This window comes from Deltaproteobacteria bacterium, assembly GCA_016213065.1.
Taxonomy (GTDB): domain Bacteria; phylum UBA10199; class UBA10199; order SPLOWO2-01-44-7; family SPLOWO2-01-44-7; genus JACRBV01.
Genome location: JACRBV010000145.1, coordinates 1 through 16,936 on the forward strand (window position 1 = coordinate 1; position 16,936 = coordinate 16,936).

General features: G+C 45.6%; 21 protein-coding genes and 1 tRNA gene. 7 read left to right on the top strand and 15 right to left on the bottom strand.

What is annotated here, in order from left to right; translation table 11 throughout:
* Positions 1–199: 199 nt before the first annotated feature.
* The 4 genes from HY877_08565 (at position 200) to HY877_08580 (ending at position 1,789) form a co-directional block, all read left to right on the top strand.
* Entirely contained in the window at positions 200–502 is a 303-nt protein-coding gene (locus HY877_08565) for a hypothetical protein (protein ID MBI5300324.1), read from the top strand.
* A gap of 27 nt (positions 503–529) precedes the next feature.
* The gene (locus HY877_08570) at positions 530–1,075 is read left to right on the top strand and encodes a hypothetical protein (protein MBI5300325.1); all 546 of its coding nucleotides are present in this window, start codon (positions 530–532) and stop codon (positions 1,073–1,075) included.
* Positions 1,076–1,190: 115 nt separating this feature from the next.
* Positions 1,191–1,400: a hypothetical protein gene (locus HY877_08575; protein ID MBI5300326.1), complete on the top strand. Its 210-nt coding sequence runs from the start codon at positions 1,191–1,193 to the stop codon at positions 1,398–1,400.
* Positions 1,397–1,789, top strand: a complete 393-nt coding sequence (locus HY877_08580) for a type II toxin-antitoxin system death-on-curing family toxin (GenBank protein ID MBI5300327.1) — start codon at positions 1,397–1,399, stop codon at positions 1,787–1,789. Before HY877_08575 ends, HY877_08580 begins: the two co-directional genes overlap by 4 nt.
* On the opposite strand, the gene mutS is transcribed toward HY877_08580, so the two are convergent.
* Genes mutS through HY877_08605 form a run of 5 tightly spaced genes read right to left on the bottom strand, consistent with a single transcriptional unit; the run spans position 1,767 to position 7,045 of the window.
* Positions 1,767–4,322, bottom strand: coding sequence for a DNA mismatch repair protein MutS (gene mutS, locus HY877_08585; GenBank protein MBI5300328.1), 2,556 nt, complete (start codon positions 4,320–4,322; stop codon positions 1,767–1,769). The genes HY877_08580 and mutS overlap by 23 nt on opposite strands.
* Complete coding sequence (era, locus tag HY877_08590) at positions 4,315–5,259, bottom strand: GTPase Era (GenBank protein MBI5300329.1); 945 nt, start codon at positions 5,257–5,259, stop codon at positions 4,315–4,317. Before era ends, mutS begins: the two co-directional genes overlap by 8 nt.
* The gene (gene rnc, locus HY877_08595) at positions 5,259–5,954 is read right to left on the bottom strand and encodes a ribonuclease III (GenBank protein ID MBI5300330.1); all 696 of its coding nucleotides are present in this window, start codon (positions 5,952–5,954) and stop codon (positions 5,259–5,261) included. The genes era and rnc overlap by 1 nt, the downstream gene beginning before the upstream one ends.
* The gene (locus tag HY877_08600; protein MBI5300331.1) at positions 5,951–6,628 is read right to left on the bottom strand and encodes a hypothetical protein; all 678 of its coding nucleotides are present in this window, start codon (positions 6,626–6,628) and stop codon (positions 5,951–5,953) included. Before HY877_08600 ends, rnc begins: the two co-directional genes overlap by 4 nt.
* Positions 6,629–6,652: 24 nt before the next feature.
* Positions 6,653–7,045, bottom strand: coding sequence for a 7-cyano-7-deazaguanine synthase (locus HY877_08605; GenBank protein MBI5300332.1), 393 nt, complete (start codon positions 7,043–7,045; stop codon positions 6,653–6,655).
* A gap of 201 nt (positions 7,046–7,246) precedes the next feature.
* Here HY877_08605 and HY877_08610 point away from each other — a divergent pair, with 201 nt between their 5' ends.
* Positions 7,247–8,266, top strand: a complete 1,020-nt coding sequence (locus tag HY877_08610; GenBank protein ID MBI5300333.1) for a DMT family transporter — start codon at positions 7,247–7,249, stop codon at positions 8,264–8,266.
* Positions 8,253–9,683: an FAD-binding oxidoreductase gene (locus HY877_08615; protein MBI5300334.1), complete on the top strand. Its 1,431-nt coding sequence runs from the start codon at positions 8,253–8,255 to the stop codon at positions 9,681–9,683. Before HY877_08610 ends, HY877_08615 begins: the two co-directional genes overlap by 14 nt.
* 178 nt (positions 9,684–9,861) lie before the next feature.
* On the opposite strand, the gene HY877_08620 is transcribed toward HY877_08615, so the two are convergent.
* Together HY877_08620 and HY877_08625 are read right to left on the bottom strand one after the other, a co-directional pair.
* Positions 9,862–10,140, bottom strand: a complete 279-nt coding sequence (locus HY877_08620) for a hypothetical protein (protein MBI5300335.1) — start codon at positions 10,138–10,140, stop codon at positions 9,862–9,864.
* A gap of 18 nt (positions 10,141–10,158) precedes the next feature.
* Positions 10,159–10,232: transfer RNA gene (locus HY877_08625), tRNA-Pro, on the bottom strand.
* 62 nt (positions 10,233–10,294) lie between these two features.
* On the opposite strand from HY877_08625, the gene HY877_08630 reads away from it, so the two are divergent.
* Positions 10,295–10,984: a Bax inhibitor-1/YccA family protein gene (locus HY877_08630; GenBank protein ID MBI5300336.1), complete on the top strand. Its 690-nt coding sequence runs from the start codon at positions 10,295–10,297 to the stop codon at positions 10,982–10,984.
* A gap of 161 nt (positions 10,985–11,145) precedes the next feature.
* Here HY877_08630 and HY877_08635 read toward each other — a convergent pair whose 3' ends face one another.
* The 8 genes from HY877_08635 to HY877_08670 all read right to left on the bottom strand — a co-directional run bounded on the left by HY877_08635 (position 11,146) and on the right by HY877_08670 (position 16,915).
* Entirely contained in the window at positions 11,146–11,652 is a 507-nt protein-coding gene (locus HY877_08635) for a MerR family transcriptional regulator (GenBank protein MBI5300337.1), read from the bottom strand.
* The gene (locus HY877_08640) at positions 11,649–11,939 is read right to left on the bottom strand and encodes an integration host factor subunit alpha (protein MBI5300338.1); all 291 of its coding nucleotides are present in this window, start codon (positions 11,937–11,939) and stop codon (positions 11,649–11,651) included. Before HY877_08640 ends, HY877_08635 begins: the two co-directional genes overlap by 4 nt.
* Before the next feature lie 68 nt (positions 11,940–12,007).
* The gene (locus HY877_08645) at positions 12,008–14,113 is read right to left on the bottom strand and encodes a phenylalanine--tRNA ligase subunit beta (GenBank protein ID MBI5300339.1); all 2,106 of its coding nucleotides are present in this window, start codon (positions 14,111–14,113) and stop codon (positions 12,008–12,010) included.
* 110 nt (positions 14,114–14,223) lie between these two features.
* A complete protein-coding gene (locus HY877_08650) occupies positions 14,224–14,523 on the bottom strand; it encodes a hypothetical protein (protein MBI5300340.1) in 300 nt (99 codons plus the stop codon).
* Between the two features lie 83 nt (positions 14,524–14,606).
* Positions 14,607–15,713 (bottom strand): phenylalanine--tRNA ligase subunit alpha, encoded by a 1,107-nt coding sequence (gene pheS / locus HY877_08655; GenBank protein ID MBI5300341.1) that lies wholly within the window; start codon positions 15,711–15,713, stop codon positions 14,607–14,609.
* Positions 15,714–15,801: 88 nt separating this feature from the next.
* Positions 15,802–16,149 (bottom strand): 50S ribosomal protein L20, encoded by a 348-nt coding sequence (rplT, locus tag HY877_08660; protein ID MBI5300342.1) that lies wholly within the window; start codon positions 16,147–16,149, stop codon positions 15,802–15,804.
* A 16-nt stretch (positions 16,150–16,165) separates the two neighbouring features.
* Positions 16,166–16,363, bottom strand: coding sequence for a 50S ribosomal protein L35 (gene rpmI / locus HY877_08665; GenBank protein MBI5300343.1), 198 nt, complete (start codon positions 16,361–16,363; stop codon positions 16,166–16,168).
* A gap of 12 nt (positions 16,364–16,375) precedes the next feature.
* Positions 16,376–16,915, bottom strand: coding sequence for a translation initiation factor IF-3 (locus tag HY877_08670; GenBank protein MBI5300344.1), 540 nt, complete (start codon positions 16,913–16,915; stop codon positions 16,376–16,378).
* Between the last annotated feature and the right edge of the window lie 21 nt (positions 16,916–16,936).

Below are 16,936 nucleotides of genomic sequence, written 5' to 3' on the forward strand. Positions count from 1 at the left end.
CCTGAGCTGGCCCGGAGCCCCCCTGCCCATCAGGAAGAAGTCACTGCACCCCAATGCGAACGGGGCACTTGGAGTCCCACTTTCAAAAGATGTATTGAAGATGAAGCGCCTCCGGAGGCATTGCAACGAACATGCGAAACGGGAACACACTGGAGTCCCACTTTGAAATCATGTCAACCCGATTGAAAGGAAGGTCGTTATGAAAAAATTATTTCTTTTTATCTCAATCGTGTTCTTTATATCCCTCTTCAGTGTGCACGCACAAGCACGTTGCGCCTACTACGTGGGATACGGTTATCGGTGCTTTGGCGATGAGGGGGGAACAGGTGGAAAAGTTTTCAAAGATATGGATGCCAATACAAAAAAATGCGGCTATTGGGACCCCGGTTGTCAAAAATTGAATCAAAAAAATAATACCCAGCCCTCGCCTTCCGCGGAAGTGGAATGCGATCCCGACATTCCCTATGATGATCAACCCGATTGTGTAGAATCGGAGGAATAAAAGCCCCACCACCTGTGCGCAGACAGCATGTCTGTCCGGCAGACAGCACAGGTGGTGGGGAAGGAGGAACTGATGAAGAAACTGGAAAAAATTGTCACCGTCCTTGGTATTATTGCCATAGGATTGGCGACCCTTTTTGGGACAATCAAAATTATTTCAATCTATACGCAAAAACAAATCCCCACCGTGGAAGTTCAGACTTACTTGGAACAAATTGGACCCATGGGACAAAAAATTTCCGAAGTCATGGTAAGTGTGACGCCTCTTTTTACCAATCCTGCCAATGTTAGCCAGCAAGACGCATTGAAACAAATAAGTACAGCCAAAGAAAAGCTGATTGTCATAGGGGAAGAAGCCAAGGCCTACACCCCGCCGGCAAGATTGGCTTCAACGCATGACCGGTTCAAACAAGCGGTTGGTAATTATGTCGACTCTTTCAAGCTGACCGAGATAGCCCTGCAACAAAATGATCCAGATAAAAGCAAACAGGCGGCCGATCTCCTCATAAAAGGCTCTGACAGTTTAAAACAAATTTCAGACGAAATCACCGCAATGAAGGAGAAGAATCAGTGAGCAAAGCGAACGTGAGGGGGAGGCTCCAACGGCTTTGCCGTTGGAGGGGGCTTTGCCTGCCCCTATAATAGAAGAAATATCTTGATTTTTCAAGAAAACGGGTTATTCTTCAAACATGGCGGTTAAAATCAGCACAACAGTTGATGAAAAGGTTTGGGAAGAGTTTAAAGAACTCTCCGATGAAACGCACCAAAGCATTACCGGATTACTGACAGAAGCCCTTAAAGATTTCGTCCGTAAAAAAAGAGTTCGTCCCGTTTTTGTCAAACAAATGGAAGCATCCATTGAAGAGAACGAAAAACTGGGCCGGCTCCTTGCCAAATGATCCAATTTCCAACCCTAGAAGAAGCGCTGGAACTCCATCAAAATTTAATCCAACATTTTGGAGGAACAAAGGGTATCCGAGATCCGGGCCTTCTGGAGAGCGCCCTTTTCAGGCCTCAAACGGGATATTATAAAGACATCGCTCAGATGGCGGCGGCCCTGATGGAATCCCTGCTTTTAAATCATCCTTTTGTGGACGGCAATAAGCGAACCGCCTTTTTTTTGACGGATATTTTTTTGCGAATGAATGGATGGAAAATCAAGGTCGAACCTCAAGTCGGATATCATTTTATCAAAAAAATTCTCGCCGGCACTGAAGTGCGTCTTCCGCAAATCGACAAATGGCTTCGAAAATATTTACACCGCATCAAGATTGCGACTGTCTCTTAAGATAGGAGAGAAATTCCAAAGCTTGAATGGGGGTCATGTTGTTGAGATCGATGGATTGCAGTTCTTTTATGAGCGCCTCATTTTGATCTGAAAAAAGAGGGAGTTGGGGGGTGGTTTCGGGATTTTTTTTCACCGCAAACGTCTCCCAGTTTTTTAAAACTTCCTTGGCCCTGTTCACAACAGTTTGCGGCAGACCGGCCAACTTTGCCACTTCAATTCCGTAACTTTTGGAAGTGCCACCGGGAACCAATTTGCGTAGAAAAATAATTTTGTCGTTCCATTCTTTCACCGCGATGTTGAAATTTTTCATCCCTTCACAAGACTCGGGCATTTCAATGAGCTCATGGTAGTGGGTCGCAAAAAGAGTTTTGGCCCTGATATTTTGGTGGAGAAATTCCGCCACGGCCCACGCAATGCTCATTCCATCGTAAGTGGAAGTCCCGCGTCCAATCTCATCAATAATCACGAGACTCTTTTCGGTCGCCTCTTTCAAAATGTGGGCCGTCTCCACCATCTCTACCATGAAGGTCGACTCGCCTCGCGACAAACGATCCGAAGCGCCAACCCGTGTAAAAATCCGATCGACCAGACCGATTGAAGTCTTGGTCGCCGGCACAAAAGAACCCATCTGCGCCAAAATCACAATCAACGCGGTCTGCCGCATGACGGTCGATTTCCCGGCCATATTCGGGCCCGTGATAATCAGGAAACGCGTTTCCACTCCCAAATGAATATCGTTGGGAACAAAACGTTCCTCCGAAAGTTCCTCCACAATGGGATGTCTCCCCTCTTCAATATGCAGAACATTTTCGGTCGTCATATTGGGGGCAACCCAACGATGTTTACTCGCAACGGCGGAGAGGGAAAAAAGAGCATCCAAAATGGCAATTTGATCCGCCGCTTTTTGAATGCGAAGCAACCACGACTTCACTTCGTCCTGCAAGATCATGAAGAGTTCGTATTCAATTTGAGTAATGCGTCCTTCGGCTCCCAAAACTTTTTCTTCGTATTCTTTGAGTTCTTGAGTGATGTAGCGTTCGGCATTCACCAAAGTCTGCTTGCGAATATAGTGTGAAGGAACTTTGTCGCGATGCGTGTGGGTAATTTCAATGTAGTAACCAAAAACTTTATTGAAGCGGATCTTGAGTGAAGAAATGCCGGTTGAAGTCCGCTCTTTTTCTTCCAATGCGGCAATAAAATTTTTTCCGTCTCCCCTGATTTTTCTCAATTCATCGAGTTCCGGATGAATGCCGGTCCGGATAAATCCGCCTTCCCGAATACTGAACGGAGGATCTTCCACCAATGTTTTTGAAATTTTTTCGACCAGTGGTTCAAAATTTTGAAGCAGAACAACAGCAATCCTAAGCAAACCTTCCTGTAATTTTAAAATGGAAATCAGTTCCGGAAATATTTTTAAGGAATTAGACAGCGCCACAATATCTCTGGCATTGGCGGTTCCAATGGCGATGCGCCCCACCAATCTCTCCAGATCGGAGATATTTTTCAGGTTTTTATTAAGTCCCTCCTGCAGAGAAAATTCATTCATGAGGCAGGCAATGGCTGTTTGTCTTTCCCGAATCGCCGTTAAATCAACCAGCGGATACAAAAGCCATTGGCGCAATTTTCTGGCACCCATCGGAGTTTGTGTTTTATCGAGCAGATACAGCAGAGAACCTTTTTTTTCCTGATCCTCTGTTTTCAAAAGCTCCAAATGTTTTTGCGCTGACTCATCCAGAATCAAAAAACTTTTCGTTTCATGGGGCAAAAGCGTTGTGACATGGGAAGGCGCGCCCTTCTGGGTATAACACGCATATCCCCAAAGAGCTCCGGCCGCTTGCAAAGCTTTGGGCGATTTTATTTTTAAAAGGTTGGCCCCTTCAAAAATTTCCACTTGCGAAGGATTGAATTCTTTTTCAGAGAGAAGTGAAATCAGAGCATTCGGAAAATGGGAATTCAGTTTTTCTTTGAACCGGTTGGCCTCCCATGATTGCGGAATTAAAATTTCTTTCGGATCGAGTTTGGCGATTTCATCCAACAGGGCATCCAAAGAAATCACCGACCCCGCGCGAAATTCCCCCGTTGAAATATCAAGATAGGCGAGCGAAAAATTTTTAATCTCACCACACACAGCCACCAAATAATTGGGGGCCGACGATTCCAAAACAGAGTCGTCCAAAACCATGCCGGGCGTGATAATGCGGATCACATCGCGTTTAACAATACCCACGGCCTCTTTGGGATTTTCGATCTGTTCGCAGATCGCTATCTTTTTCCCGGCCTGAAGCAGTTTGGCAATGTAGGGCTGGCACGCGTGATACGGAACGCCGCAGAGGGGGACCGGTTCCGATTCTCCCTTGTTGCGGGAGGTCAACGCAATATCGAGAATTTTGGAAGCAACTTGGGCATCTTCAAAAAACATTTCATAAAAATCGCCCAAGCGAAAAAAAAGAATCGAATCGGGATACTGACCCTTGATGCTCAGATATTGTCTAAGCATCGGCGTGGTGGCAGGAATTTCTTTTATTTCAGACATATCCATACTGTCTTAATTTGTCGGCGCTCAAAGTCCAGTCTTCATCCACTTTTACAAAAAGTTCGAGAAATACTTTTTGATCTCCCATCATGAATTCGATTCTTTCACGGGCGCGAGTACCAAGTTTTTTGATCATCTGCCCTCCCTTGCCAATGACCATGCTTTTATGGGAGGGACTTTCAACGACGATATTGGCTTTGATGACGGTGATTTGCGGTTTCTCTTCAAAACTCACAACCTCAACCGCCAAACCATACGGGAGTTCCTGATGGAGCAACAACATGGCCTGTTCCCGAATAGATTCCGCCGCCAAAAAACGGATGGGGAGTTCTGTGTAAATATCTTCTTCAAAAAATTTCGGTCCCTCCGGAAGGCGGTCTGTCAGCGTTTGAATGAGTTCTTGAACTCCATCGCCGTGCAAAGCTGAAATAAAAAAGAGTTCTTTGAGATTCCACTTGGAACGGAGCTCTTCGGCAATCTCCTCCCTAGATTTAGCGAGCGAATGCGAGCGAGAGGGGGAGGCTCCGCCGGCTTTGCCGGTGGAGGGGGCGACGCGAGCCCCTAAAAATAGGTCGGCTTTATTCACAATGACAATCGGATTTTTTCCGTGAAGACGTTCGAGAAGATCATCGTCCAGATGAGGTTGATCCGATTCGGGATCAATTAAAAAACAGAAGAGATCACTTTCATCAATAGTCTTTTCAATTTCGTTGAGCATGAACTGATGGAGAGGACGCGGAATGGAATGATAACCGGGAGTATCGATAAACACAAGCTGTGCATCGGGGCGATTTAAAATTCCGATGATCCGATTTCTTGTTGTTTGTGGTTTGGGTGTCACAATCGCCACGGGTTCCCCGATAATTTTATTGAGCAGGGTTGATTTGCCCACATTCGGTTGCCCCACAATCGCCACATAACCTGCTTTGAAATTCATTATTCGCCTCCGGTTAATTTTACCAACGCTTCACGCGCCGCAGATTGCTCGGCACTTTTTTTACTGTTTCCCATCCCCACTCCATAGAGTTCTTCTTTTATATACAGGTTCACTTCAAATGTCTTTAGGTGATCCGGCCCCACCGCCTTGACAAGCTTGTAGCGCGGGATGGAGCGAAAACGCGCCTGAACCTCTTCCTGAAGTCGTGTCTTATAATCCTTTGCAAACCCTTCTGCACCAACTTTTTCCACGATATCTTTAAAATGTTTTGCTACAAGATCGGCCGCTTTTTTAAAACCGCGATCGAGATAAACAGCCCCCAAAACAGCTTCGTAAGAATCCGACAAGAGCGAAGGTTTTTCACGGCCGCCTGTCAGGTCCTCCCCTTTTCCCAAAAATAAAAATTCCCCAAGATGAATGGAGCGCGCCAACTCTGCCAGCTCGGCTTCATTCACAACCGCCGCCCGCAGTTTGGAAAGCTCTCCTTCAGGATGTTCTTTGAATTTCTCCATGAGCAGGTGACTGATTGCCAGCTCCAGTACGGCGTCTCCCAGAAATTCGCTTCGTTCATTGTGTGTTAATGGAGAGAGTTTGAATTCGTTCGTGTAGGATTTGTGTGTGAGGGCTCGCCTTAAAAGATCTTTTCTTTTGAAGGTGTATCCCAGTTTTTTTTCAAATGCTTTCAGTAGACTCATACCAATGCCCTTTCTATCCAGCCGCCACCAAGACAGACATCATCCTGATAAAAAACGGCGGCTTGACCCGGTGTAATCGCATCTTGAGATTTTTCAAAGGAAACTTTTATTTCATTTTCCATTTCTTCCAATTGCGCCATCACACCCGTGTGTGTGGAACGAATTTTGACAAGGGAGGAATGGGAATGGACTATGGACCATGGACTGTGGACCATGGACCTTGGGGAAATCCAGTGGACATCCTTCGCAATCAATCCTTGCGCCTTTAAGGCGTCACGGTCTCCCAATGTTACTTCATTTTTTCCCGCATCGAGGCGCACCACATAGCGCCTACTCCCAAGACTGATTCCCAACCTCTTTCGTTGGCCAATCGTATAGGCATGCACTCCATGATGACGTCCCAATTTTTTTCCTGAGGCATCCATAAAATCACCGGACGGAAATGCAGACTCGGGAAAGTGCTCTTCGAGAAAATGGGCGTGGTCCCCATCTCCCACAAAGCAAAGTTCCTGACTGTCTCTTTTGGAATGCGTTTTCAAACCGAGCTCTTTTGCAATTTTACGCACTTTTTCTTTTCTGAAATTTCCAAGCGGAAATTTTAAACGAGCCAACTCTTTTTGATTAAGTCCCCATAAAAAATAGGACTGATCTTTTTTGGGATCAACCCCTCGCAATAATGAAAAACTTCCATCCCCATTTTACTGAACGCGGGAATAATGACCCGTGGCAATCCAATGGGCTCCGACCTGATCAGCATAATCGATCAGCGCTTTGAACCGGATATCACGATTACACGGAACACACGGAAGAGGCGTGCGACCTTTTGCACATTCCTTGGCAAAATAATCGATAACATGAGTGCGAAATTGAGGGCGAAGATCGATCGTGTCGTAAGAAATTTTTAATTGTTCGCAAATTCTTCGGGCATCGAGGCGGTCGGTGGCCGTGCAACAGCTTTTTTCCAAAGGGCGATCACAACTGTACAGATCCATCGAGAATCCGAGAACCTCGTAGCCTTTCTGTAATAAAAGAGCCGCCGCAACGGAGCTATCAACCCCACCAGACATTCCTATAACAACGCGTTTTTTCATATATGTGAAGTAGCGTCTCTTAAAAGAGTTTGGGCCAAAAATAAAGCCTAATCGTTGAAGAAATGAGACATTCTTCATCGAATAGATGAGAAGATCATCAAAAAGAATTTGGATGAACTATCTGATTTTAATTGTGATTTTTAAACAGTTTTTTGGATGTTTGGGATTGTACTATTTTTCATACAGCAGTAGGCCAGAATCATGCAAGCCCTCCTTCTCATCCTCCTAATGAATCTTCTTTACGCTGGAGCACCCACCTTCATGAAATTAGCCGCCCGTGAACTGGATCCTTTCCAAATTGTTTATCTGCGTCACACTTTGGCGGCTCTTATTTTTATCCCCATACTTCTTTTCAGAAAAGATTTTCGGCTTCAACGAAACGATTTTTTGATGATTCTTTTTTGCGCTTTTATCGCTTTTACGCTGGCCTCGTTACTGCAGATTGTTGGAATTCGCATGTCACAGGCGACCGATGGAACTTTTATCGCCTCCATGGAACCTGTCGCCACCATCGCCATGGCTGTTTTATTTCTTGGAGAAAAATTGACGCGGAAAATGAAAATGGGATTGATTCTAGCCTGCATTGGCTTTGTTATTTTATCCTATCAGACATCAGACTTTTCCGGTGCCACACCCCATCGATGGATTGGTAATCTCCTTTTCCTTTTGGCCGTACTGGGAGAGGCGATGTTTCCTATCCTCCTGAAACCGCTTCTCTCCCGCTACTCCCCGTGCGTTGTCGCCTTCTACTGCCTTCTCTGTGCCTCCATATATATGTTACCCTTTCAGGGATTAGAAATGTGGCAACAGCTTCCCACGCGCAGTCTCGCAACTCTTGGGTCCGTGGCCTATCTGGGGCTGGGTTGTTCTTTTTTGGCCTGTTTTATCTGGCTCTCTTCACTTCAGTATTTCAGTGTTTCGCTTCTTGCCCTCTCTTGGTTTTCACAACCCCTCTTTGGCTGTCTCTTTGCCTTGATTTTGCTGAAAGAACCTTTGACTTCCAACACACTTGCCGGAGGAGTCCTCATTCTTCTGGCCTTGGCACTTCTAAAACAAAAAGAGGCAAAACAGGAAAAAGGAGTGACATCTGTTGCCGTCCGTTATGCCCCATCTGTTGTAAAGGCAGTTATCAGACGAAAAAGAAAAATACAGTCTCACCCTCTTGCTTTACATTTTCCTGTGCGTCGGATACAGCATCACCCGCATCATGCCATCCATTGAAGAACTTCCAATAACCACGCCCCTGATTTTAAAAACCGATCCGTCAATTAAGAGCTATGCGCAAGACACCATGATGCAAGGCATTCCTGACGCTGTTTTGCGGGCTAGAGATGTTCAGGAAATCCGGGAAGCGCTGAAATTTTGCAACGCTAATAAAATTCCGGTTACTTTTTGCGGTTCGCAAACCTCCATGACGGGCGCTTCGGTGGCAGAAGGGGGACTTCTCATTTCCACCGAAAGATTGGAACGAGTTTTGGATATCGACATAGTGAAAGGCAAAGCTTATGCCAAAACGGAACCCGGCATCACCATCACAGAACTGAAAAAAGCAGTCGCAGACCAAGGTTGGTTCTATCCTCCCGCTCCTACTTCACAGGATGATGCCCGCATCGGAGCCACCATTTCTACAAATGCCAGCGGCGAAGATTCGTTTCAATACGGTTCCACACGAAAATATATTCGTGAAATAAAAGTACTGCTGGCCGATGGAACAGAAAAAGCTTTATCACGTCCCTATGGAGAAAATTTCATTGATTGTCCCGGACGCGCCGGATATTTTTTGGAGACGGGCAACCCTCTTGATTTTTTCATCGGCGGTGAAGGAACACTCGGATTTATTTATGAAGTGACGGTTGATTTGATTCATCCACCTCCCGGATATTTTTCAGCCCTCGTCCCTTTTCCCGATGTTTTCAACGCTCTTGATTTTGTGGTCGCCATCATCGCGGAACAGAAATTAAAACCGCGCGCGCTGGAACTCATCGATCATGCGGCCCTCCGCTACATGAAGACCCACGCCACTTTCCCGAAAGAATTGGCAAAGACAGAAACGCTTATTTATTTCAAACAGGAATACAAAGATGAGGCGGAGTTTGAAAAATTGCTGACGGATTGGATTGCACAAATTGAAAAATATTCGAACGCAACGCTGAGCCAACAAACACGGGTTGCCACCACTGACAAGCAAAAAGAAAAAATGCGACAGTGGCGTCATCAAATTCCGTCAAAGATCAATGAAGAGTGGCGCCATTTTTGGGCGCAAGGCGGTGGAAAAGTGGGAAGTGATTGGTGGGTTCCCATCACAAAAATCAAAAAGATGATGCACTATACTTATCAAACGGGAGCGACGCTGGGCGTTCCCTTCATGGCTTATGCCCACATTGGACGCGGCCACCCGCATGTAAATTATCTCTGCAAGACAGCCGAGGAAAAACACAAAGCGGAAAAAGTTTTGCTCCAATGTTGCCACAAAGCGGTGGAACTTGGAGGCGGCGTGGCCGGAGAACACGGGATTGGCAAGATGCATCGCAACCTCGTACCGATCCAGTGGAAACAACCGCACATCGATCAGTTAAAACAAATCAAAAAAGAATGGGACACAAACTGGATTTTGGGACGGGGAAATATTCTCGATTAAGGAGACAATATCCTTTGCGTCATTCCTGCGAAGCTTGTCCCTGCAGGTAGTAAGCAGGGAGCAGGAATCCAGTACTGGATCCCCGCCTGCGCGGGGATGACAGAACCAAAAATACATAGTCAAAAGCGACACGGCCTTCAGACCGTGTCGTTTGACTGTTTCTACCTCATCAATAACCTTACTTTTTCTTGGCGGGCACAGCTGGAGTTGCTGGCTTTGCCGGAGTTGCCGGAGTTCCTGCTTTCGCAGGTACAGCGGGAGTTGCGTGAGTCGCCGGGGTTGCTTTGTGCGCATTTGGCTTCATTTGTTTCTTAAGTTTGCGCTGTTCTTGTTTTTCCTGCTGGGTCTTCTTTTCCTGTTTTTGATTCTTGTGACTATCATCGGCACGAACGGTGCCGGCAAAACCGGAAGCTCCAAGCAAAATTGCCGCCAGAGCGATCGCTAATGTTTTTTTCATAAAATCCTCCTTGTATTGTCGGAACGCCGGGATTTGAACCCGGGACCCCTTCCACCCCAAGGAAGTGCGCTACCAGGCTGCGCTACGTTCCGCTACGAAAAAGCAGGGCATTTTCTATTTACAAACTTTCAAAAAACAAAGTATAAGTCAAACCATGAATCAAAATACATTGTCGACTCAGGTCCTAGTTCAGAGAACCTTCATCAACAAAGTCTATGGCTGGATGGCCGGCGCGCTCATGATCACCGCTATTGTCGCTCTTTTTACCGCATCCACACCGGTCCTTATTTCAACCATTTTGGAAAACCGGATTCTTTTTTACGCATTGCTCATCGCGGAACTGGGACTTGTTTTTTATCTTTCCGCCGCAATCAACCGCATGTCGGTTCAAACGGCCATTACTTCCTTTATTGGCTACTCTATTTTAAATGGACTCACCTTGTCGGTTGTTTTTATCGCCTTTACTCAGGAATCACTGGCTTCCACTTTTTTTGTAACCGCCGGAACCTTTGGCGCGATGAGTATTTACGGGTATGTAACGAAGAGAGACCTGACTTCCATCGGCAATTTGTGCGGGATGGCTTTAATCGGCCTGATTATCGCCTCTCTTGTAAATATCTTCTTTCAGAATTCCGCACTTTACTGGATCACAACTTATGCCGGAGTTTTGATTTTCGTAGGCCTCACCGCCTATGACACCCAAAAAATTAAACAACTAAACAGTAACATCGACGCCAACTCCGAATCAGGCGAAAAAGCCGCCATCATGGGCGCCCTCGCCCTCTACCTCGACTTCATCAATCTCTTTCTGATGTTGCTAAGAATTTTCGGCAGACGAAGATAATCAACCGTAAATGCTTATACCTTTGAATCCCGTTCTGTCATTCCCGCGAAGGCGGGAATCCAGAAGCGCTTGAAATCACTGGATCCCCGCCTGCGCGGGGATGACAAAAGGGGGCAAAGGTTTTCTTACGGGACTCAAGTGCATAGGCATTTCAACCGTATTCAAATTTTTAAAGTATGAAGCAGGCCTTCGAGCTCTTTTTTGATTTTAAGCAGGAGTTTTCGATTATCGAAAGGTGGGACTTGTTGCTGAACGGGTGACAATGCTGAATTTGGAGTGGGATTGACATTGGTATTGGCGTCAGAATTCCCGTTAGCATGAACCGGATGAGAATTCCCGGAATGAATTTTCACAATTTTTGGTTGAAGTTCTTCTTGCGGCGTTGCTTCTTGAACAGATTCGTAGCTTCTGTATTCCCGCATCATTTCCTTCAAGCGTTTTCTAGCTCCATTGATCGTAAAGCGTTCGCCATAAAGAAGTTCCTTGATGCGCACCAGCATTTCCACATCACGGCGTTTGTACAAGCGCTGGCCTGATTTTGATTTGGATGGTTTGATATCGGGAAATTCGGTTTCCCAATAGCGAAGAACATAGGGCTTAACCTCGAGGAGGTCTGCCACTTCGCCGATCCGAAAGTAGAGCTTATTCGGAATACTATAAGCTTTCATGCGGGTAATTCCGATTTATTTAATGCTTGTTTCAAAACCTGACTGGGACGAAACGTTAAAACACGTCTTGCTGAAATTTCTATCTCTTCACCTGTCTGTGGATTGCGCCCGACCCGAGGTCGTTTGGCTCGAACAACAAAATTTCCGAAACCGGAAATTTTTATCTTCTCACCCTTCTCAAGAGTTTCTTTTATGGTGTCGAAGACAAGTTCGACAATCTCAGAGGATTCCTTTTTGGAAAAACCGACCTTCTCGTAAATCTGTTCGATGATATCGGCTTTTGTCATGGCACCTCCCTTTGTGAAATTACTCAAAGGCATTCTAACACAATAAGTTATAAGCGCTAGCTAAAATTTTAGGTGCGAAGTTGAGCTGAAAGCTCGTTTTCCAAACGACTTATGAGTTCGGTATGAACTTGGTTGACCTCTTCACTCGTAAGGGTTTTTTCCGGAGAGGCATAGCGAAGACGAAAGGCCAAACTCTTCTTCCCTTGTGGCAAGTTTCCGCCTTTAAATAGGTCAAATATAAGGATTTTTTTGATCCATGGGTTGTTAAAGTTAAAGATCGCCTCTTCTACTTTTGAAGCCGGAATTGCTTGATCCAAAATCAGCGCGACATCTCTTTCAACAAACGGAAACTTGGAGAGGGTCTTATAATGAATGAAACTTTTGTTGGAAGCATCCGCCAAAACTTCCCAGTTGAGTTCGAAGGCATAAACTTCCGATTCAATTTCCCATTCTTTTAATAGTTGGGGATTGAGACTGCTCAGCCAACCAATCTTTTTCCCCTGAAAAAAAATCCAACTGCCATGGTTATCTCGAACAAACTCCAAATCTTCAATGTGAAGAAAACCGGTTAACCGTTGAAGCAATCCTTTCAAAGTATAAAAATTAGTTTCTTTGGGTTTCAACTGCCACTGAGTTTCCCATTCCGCTCCTGTCGCCACCACTGCCAGATGTTTGGTTTCTATTATAGGGGCTTGCGTCGCCCCCTCCAACGGCAAAGCCGTTGGAGCCTCCCCCTCACGCGAGCAAAGCTCGCTAATTTTCACTTCGTTATTTTGAAGGGAAAAGGTGTGTTTCAGTTCAAAAAGTTTTACGCCCTTTCTTTGGCGATGGAGATTAAAGGCCACCGCATCGAGTAGAGACGGAAGCAAAGAGGGTCTTAAACAGGCATGATCCTCCGACAAAGGATTTTGGAGCAAAACAAGTTTTGAAGCATCTTCGCAAAAGAGCTCAGCTTTTTTAAGTGAAGTAAAACTTAAATGACAAGCTTGTGAAAAACCCAAACTCAGACAGCAATCGATTGTTATTTTTTCAGCGCAAACATCCGAAGGTTGTTTCGGAAGGTTCATCTGGATTTTTGGAAGCGTCGCCGGAATTTTATCGTAACCTTTCAAACGCGCCACCTCTTCAACCAAATCTATCGGAATTGTAATGTCGGGGCGATAAGTAGGAACCTGAACGGAGAGTCCCTTCCCTTTCGCGTGTGTCACAAACCCCAACGCCCCTAGCAAACGGGCCACCTCGCCGGAGGAAAAAGTTACTCCCAATATGCGGCCCACTTCAGAAAGGGGCAAAGTAATGACGGCTGGTTTTATTTTTCTTGAATAAAGATCGATCCAATCCACAGTTGCTTTTCCACCTGCGGTTTGAAGAATCAATTCCGTCACGCGGTGCAAAGCATTGGCTACACCATTTGGATCAATGCCTCGCTCAAAACGATAGGAAGAATCTGTGGAAAGTCTCAGACGTTTTCTTGTTCTGTGAATTTGCCGGGGATTAAAATACGCGGCCTCAAGCACAATGTCTTTCGTGTCTTCCTGAATCTGGGAATTGGCCCCTCCCATAATTCCGGCAAGAGCAACAGGTCCCCCACCATCACAGATAAAAAGATCATTCAATTCACAAGAGCGATCCACACCATCGAGCGTCTTAAATTTTATCGGCATTTTTTCCTGACGCACAACAATTTGACGATCTCTCAAAAAACGATAATCGAAAGCATGGAGCGGCTGTCCCAGCTCCCACATCACATAATTGGTGCAATCAACCACATTATTAACGGTGCGAAGACCTGCTCTGTTCAAACGTTTCTGCATCCAATCGGGAGACGGTTTGATTTGAAGGCCACGAAGGATGCGCACCATGTATCGCGGGCAAGCGGCTTTCGAGAGAACCTGTACTCTCAAAAGTTGCGCGATTTTTCCTTCCCCTTTCGGGGTGACTGTCATTTTTGGATTTAATTTCTTTCCCTGAAGAGCACTTATTTCGCGCGCAACCCCAAGAAGACTTAAACAGTCTGCACGGTTAGGAGTAATCCCCAACGTCAAAACCGTTTCTCCATTCACCTCTTCAACCGCCTCCACCTCCAGCCCCGCCATCGACAACTGGTCGGCAATCTCCTGAGGTTTTGCACGAAGCGAAATAAATTCTTTTAACCAGTCGAGGGGAATTTTCATAGTTGGTTGCTCGTGGTATGCGGCGAAGTAATAATTTGTCCCTTGGAATAGTCAACTTTGCATTCGCAAAAATTCCGGAATGACAACTTATTTAGTGAATGATGTACTAACTAATGGCTACAATTCCTTTCATTCAAGAGGTGTATATTGACACAATCATGCTCTGCATGGCTAAATATTCCTCTAAAAGTACTCTCCCCCGTATATCTAAAAGCACAGTTCTTTTTTGGGATGGGCAAACGAAACACTTCTTGGTCGTCTTTTGAATGCCTTTCAACAACACCGGCGATAAAACGACCAAGGTTATCATGTTCACTATCCGTAATCATCAACCACTCATCCGGGAACGCCTTTTTCATTTCTTCCCATGTCATCCTTCGACTTTGCTCAGGAGATGTTTTTTGTGTCATGATTTGATCCCTCCCTGAAATGCGGAATCATTGGAGCATAATAACGGTGCAAATTCAATCAGCAAAACCCGAATTTGTGGACTTTAAAATTGCTCCAGAAATCTTAAATCGCTTTGATAGAAAAGGCGGATGTCATCGATGCCGTATTTCAGCATGGCGATTCGCTCGATTCCCATTCCAAAAGCAAAGCCGGTGTATTTTTTGGGGTCAACTCCTGTTTCTTTCAACACGGCCGGATGCACCATTCCGGCTCCCAAAATTTCTAACCATCCATCGCCGCCGCATACGCGACAACCCTTGCCATCACAAAGACCACAAGAAACATCCACCTCCGCACCCGGTTCCACAAAAGGGAAAAAACTCGGACGAAAGCGAACCTTTCTCTCTTTTCCAAAAATAGTTTGGCAAACCAGAGTCAGCACCCCTTTCAAATCGGCGAAAGTGATATGGGTGTCGACCATCAATCCTTCGATCTGATGAAACATGGGAGAATGCGTGACATCATCATCGTGGCGATACACTGCCCCCGGTGCGATCATATATAAAGGAGGTTTCTGAATCTTCATCGCCCGGATTTGCACGGGTGATGTGTGAGTGCGCAACAGCATAAGACCATGGACTATGGACTGTAGACCATGGACTTTTTCTAATTGTTCGTCTTTAGTCCGTAGTCCATGGTCCATTGTCCATGGTCTTATATAAAATGTGTCCTGCATTTCACGGGCCGGATGGTCGGCGGGAAAATTCAGAGCTTCAAAATTATAGTAATCGGCCTCAACTTCCGGTCCTTCATAAATTGAAAAACCCAAATTCAAAAAAATGGAGGACAATTCTTCCTGCACAAGACTCAAAGGATGACGGAAACCCTGCGAAAGTTGAAGTCCGGGAAGTGTGATGTCGAGTAACTTAGCCTGTGAAATTTGTTCCCGCTCTTTGGTTTCGAGTGATTGCTGAAGCACTTCTAGTTGCGATTCGATTTCGGTCTTGATCTTGTTTGCCGCCTGCCCCACCAAAGGGCGCTCTTCGGGAGTGAGGGTTCCAAGGCCTTTCAAAATTTCGGTGAGCAGACCCTTGCGCCCAAGAAGATGAACCTTGAAATCCTGAAGCTCTTTGAGATTTTTCAACGCAGGCAAAGACTGAAAAGCTTCTGCTTTTAAAGCCTCAATCTTGGCGAGAAGTTCGTCTTTCATTTTATCGGGGGTCTGGCAAACCAGCCCCCCGCACCCCCACTCACTCGGACCGGCAAAGCCGGATCCTCATTCGTAAATATTATTTATTTTAAGATCGTACTGTTTCAACCAATTTTGCAAAATCATTGGGTTGTGTCACAGCCAAATCGGCCAACATTTTTCGGTTGAGTCCGATGCTTTTTGCCTTCAATCCGTTCATGAAGCGATTGTAGGAAAGGCCCAGCTCACGAACCGCGGCACCAATGCGTATCTGCCAAAGTTGCCGGAAATTGCGCTTGTTGTTTTTGCGGTCACGGTAGGCATACACCAAGCCACGATCTACCGCTTCTTTGGCGGTTCTAAACAGCCGGTGTCTTCCACCATAATAACCTTCAGCAAGGTTCAAAACTTTTTTTCGTCTTTGTCTTGCTTTCGACCCTCTTTTTGCTCTTGCCATATTGTCTCCTGTGATTCTAGCCGTAAGGCATCATGCGTTTGATTTGCGGGGCGTTCGCCACATTCACAATTGTGGTTCCTCTAAGGTGTCTTTTTTGACCCGTTGCCTTGCTGGTTAAAATGTGGCGTGTGTTAGCCCTTTTGTGTTTTATTTTTCCGCTCGCGGTCATTTTAAACCGTTTTCGTGCTCCCTTATTGGTTTTCATTTTTGGCATATTGCTTACTCCTTATTTTTTTGGGGCTCCGGTGTTTGGAGCTAATATTGCTGACAACATTTTTCCTTCAAACTTGGGAGGTTGATCCAGTTTGGCCAACTCTCCTACTTCGGTTATCATTTTTTTCAAAACTTCTTCGCCCAAATCTTTGTGTGCCATTTCTCTTCCTCTGAATTTCACAGTTAACTTTGCTTTGTTCCCGTCTTCCAAAAAACGCTTCACATGTTTTAACTTCGTTTGCAAATCATGTTCATCAGTTGTCGGTCTCAGTTTCACTTCTTTGAGAAGAACGACGGTCTGATGCTTCTTCGCTTCTCTTCTCTTTTTTTCCTGCTCGTACTTATACTTCCCGTAATCCATGATTTTACAAACCGGAGGTCTTGCGGTCGGCGAAATTTCAACAAGGTCCAAACCCTCTTCTTCCGCGGCCCTCAAAGCATCTCTGGTCTGCATAACGCCCAACTGTTTTCCATCCGAGGCGATCACCCTGACTTCTGGAACCCGAATTCTGAAATTAACTCTCGCCTCACGAGATCTATCGGGTGCTGACATTTGTGGTCTGATTTGAAACCT

Bases quoted from the DNA above. Each gene is read 5' to 3' on its own strand.
- HY877_08565 (MBI5300324.1), top strand. From the start codon at position 200: ATGAAAAAATTATTTCTTTTTATCTCAATCGTGTTCTTTATATCCCTC.
- HY877_08570 (MBI5300325.1), top strand. From the start codon at position 530: ATGTCTGTCCGGCAGACAGCACAGGTGGTGGGGAAGGAGGAACTGATG.
- HY877_08575 (MBI5300326.1), top strand. From the start codon at position 1,191: ATGGCGGTTAAAATCAGCACAACAGTTGATGAAAAGGTTTGGGAAGAG.
- HY877_08580 (MBI5300327.1), top strand. From the start codon at position 1,397: ATGATCCAATTTCCAACCCTAGAAGAAGCGCTGGAACTCCATCAAAAT.
- mutS (MBI5300328.1), bottom strand. From the start codon at position 4,322: ATGTCTGAAATAAAAGAAATTCCTGCCACCACGCCGATGCTTAGACAA.
- era (MBI5300329.1), bottom strand. From the start codon at position 5,259: ATGAATTTCAAAGCAGGTTATGTGGCGATTGTGGGGCAACCGAATGTG.
- rnc (MBI5300330.1), bottom strand. From the start codon at position 5,954: ATGAGTCTACTGAAAGCATTTGAAAAAAAACTGGGATACACCTTCAAA.
- HY877_08605 (MBI5300332.1), bottom strand. From the start codon at position 7,045: ATGAAAAAACGCGTTGTTATAGGAATGTCTGGTGGGGTTGATAGCTCC.
- HY877_08610 (MBI5300333.1), top strand. From the start codon at position 7,247: ATGCAAGCCCTCCTTCTCATCCTCCTAATGAATCTTCTTTACGCTGGA.
- HY877_08615 (MBI5300334.1), top strand. From the start codon at position 8,253: ATGCCATCCATTGAAGAACTTCCAATAACCACGCCCCTGATTTTAAAA.
- HY877_08620 (MBI5300335.1), bottom strand. From the start codon at position 10,140: ATGAAAAAAACATTAGCGATCGCTCTGGCGGCAATTTTGCTTGGAGCT.
- HY877_08630 (MBI5300336.1), top strand. From the start codon at position 10,295: ATGAATCAAAATACATTGTCGACTCAGGTCCTAGTTCAGAGAACCTTC.
- HY877_08635 (MBI5300337.1), bottom strand. From the start codon at position 11,652: ATGAAAGCTTATAGTATTCCGAATAAGCTCTACTTTCGGATCGGCGAA.
- HY877_08640 (MBI5300338.1), bottom strand. From the start codon at position 11,939: ATGACAAAAGCCGATATCATCGAACAGATTTACGAGAAGGTCGGTTTT.
- HY877_08645 (MBI5300339.1), bottom strand. From the start codon at position 14,113: ATGAAAATTCCCCTCGACTGGTTAAAAGAATTTATTTCGCTTCGTGCA.
- HY877_08650 (MBI5300340.1), bottom strand. From the start codon at position 14,523: ATGACACAAAAAACATCTCCTGAGCAAAGTCGAAGGATGACATGGGAA.
- pheS (MBI5300341.1), bottom strand. From the start codon at position 15,713: ATGAAAGACGAACTTCTCGCCAAGATTGAGGCTTTAAAAGCAGAAGCT.
- rplT (MBI5300342.1), bottom strand. From the start codon at position 16,149: ATGGCAAGAGCAAAAAGAGGGTCGAAAGCAAGACAAAGACGAAAAAAA.
- rpmI (MBI5300343.1), bottom strand. From the start codon at position 16,363: ATGCCAAAAATGAAAACCAATAAGGGAGCACGAAAACGGTTTAAAATG.
- HY877_08670 (MBI5300344.1), bottom strand. From the start codon at position 16,915: ATGTCAGCACCCGATAGATCTCGTGAGGCGAGAGTTAATTTCAGAATT.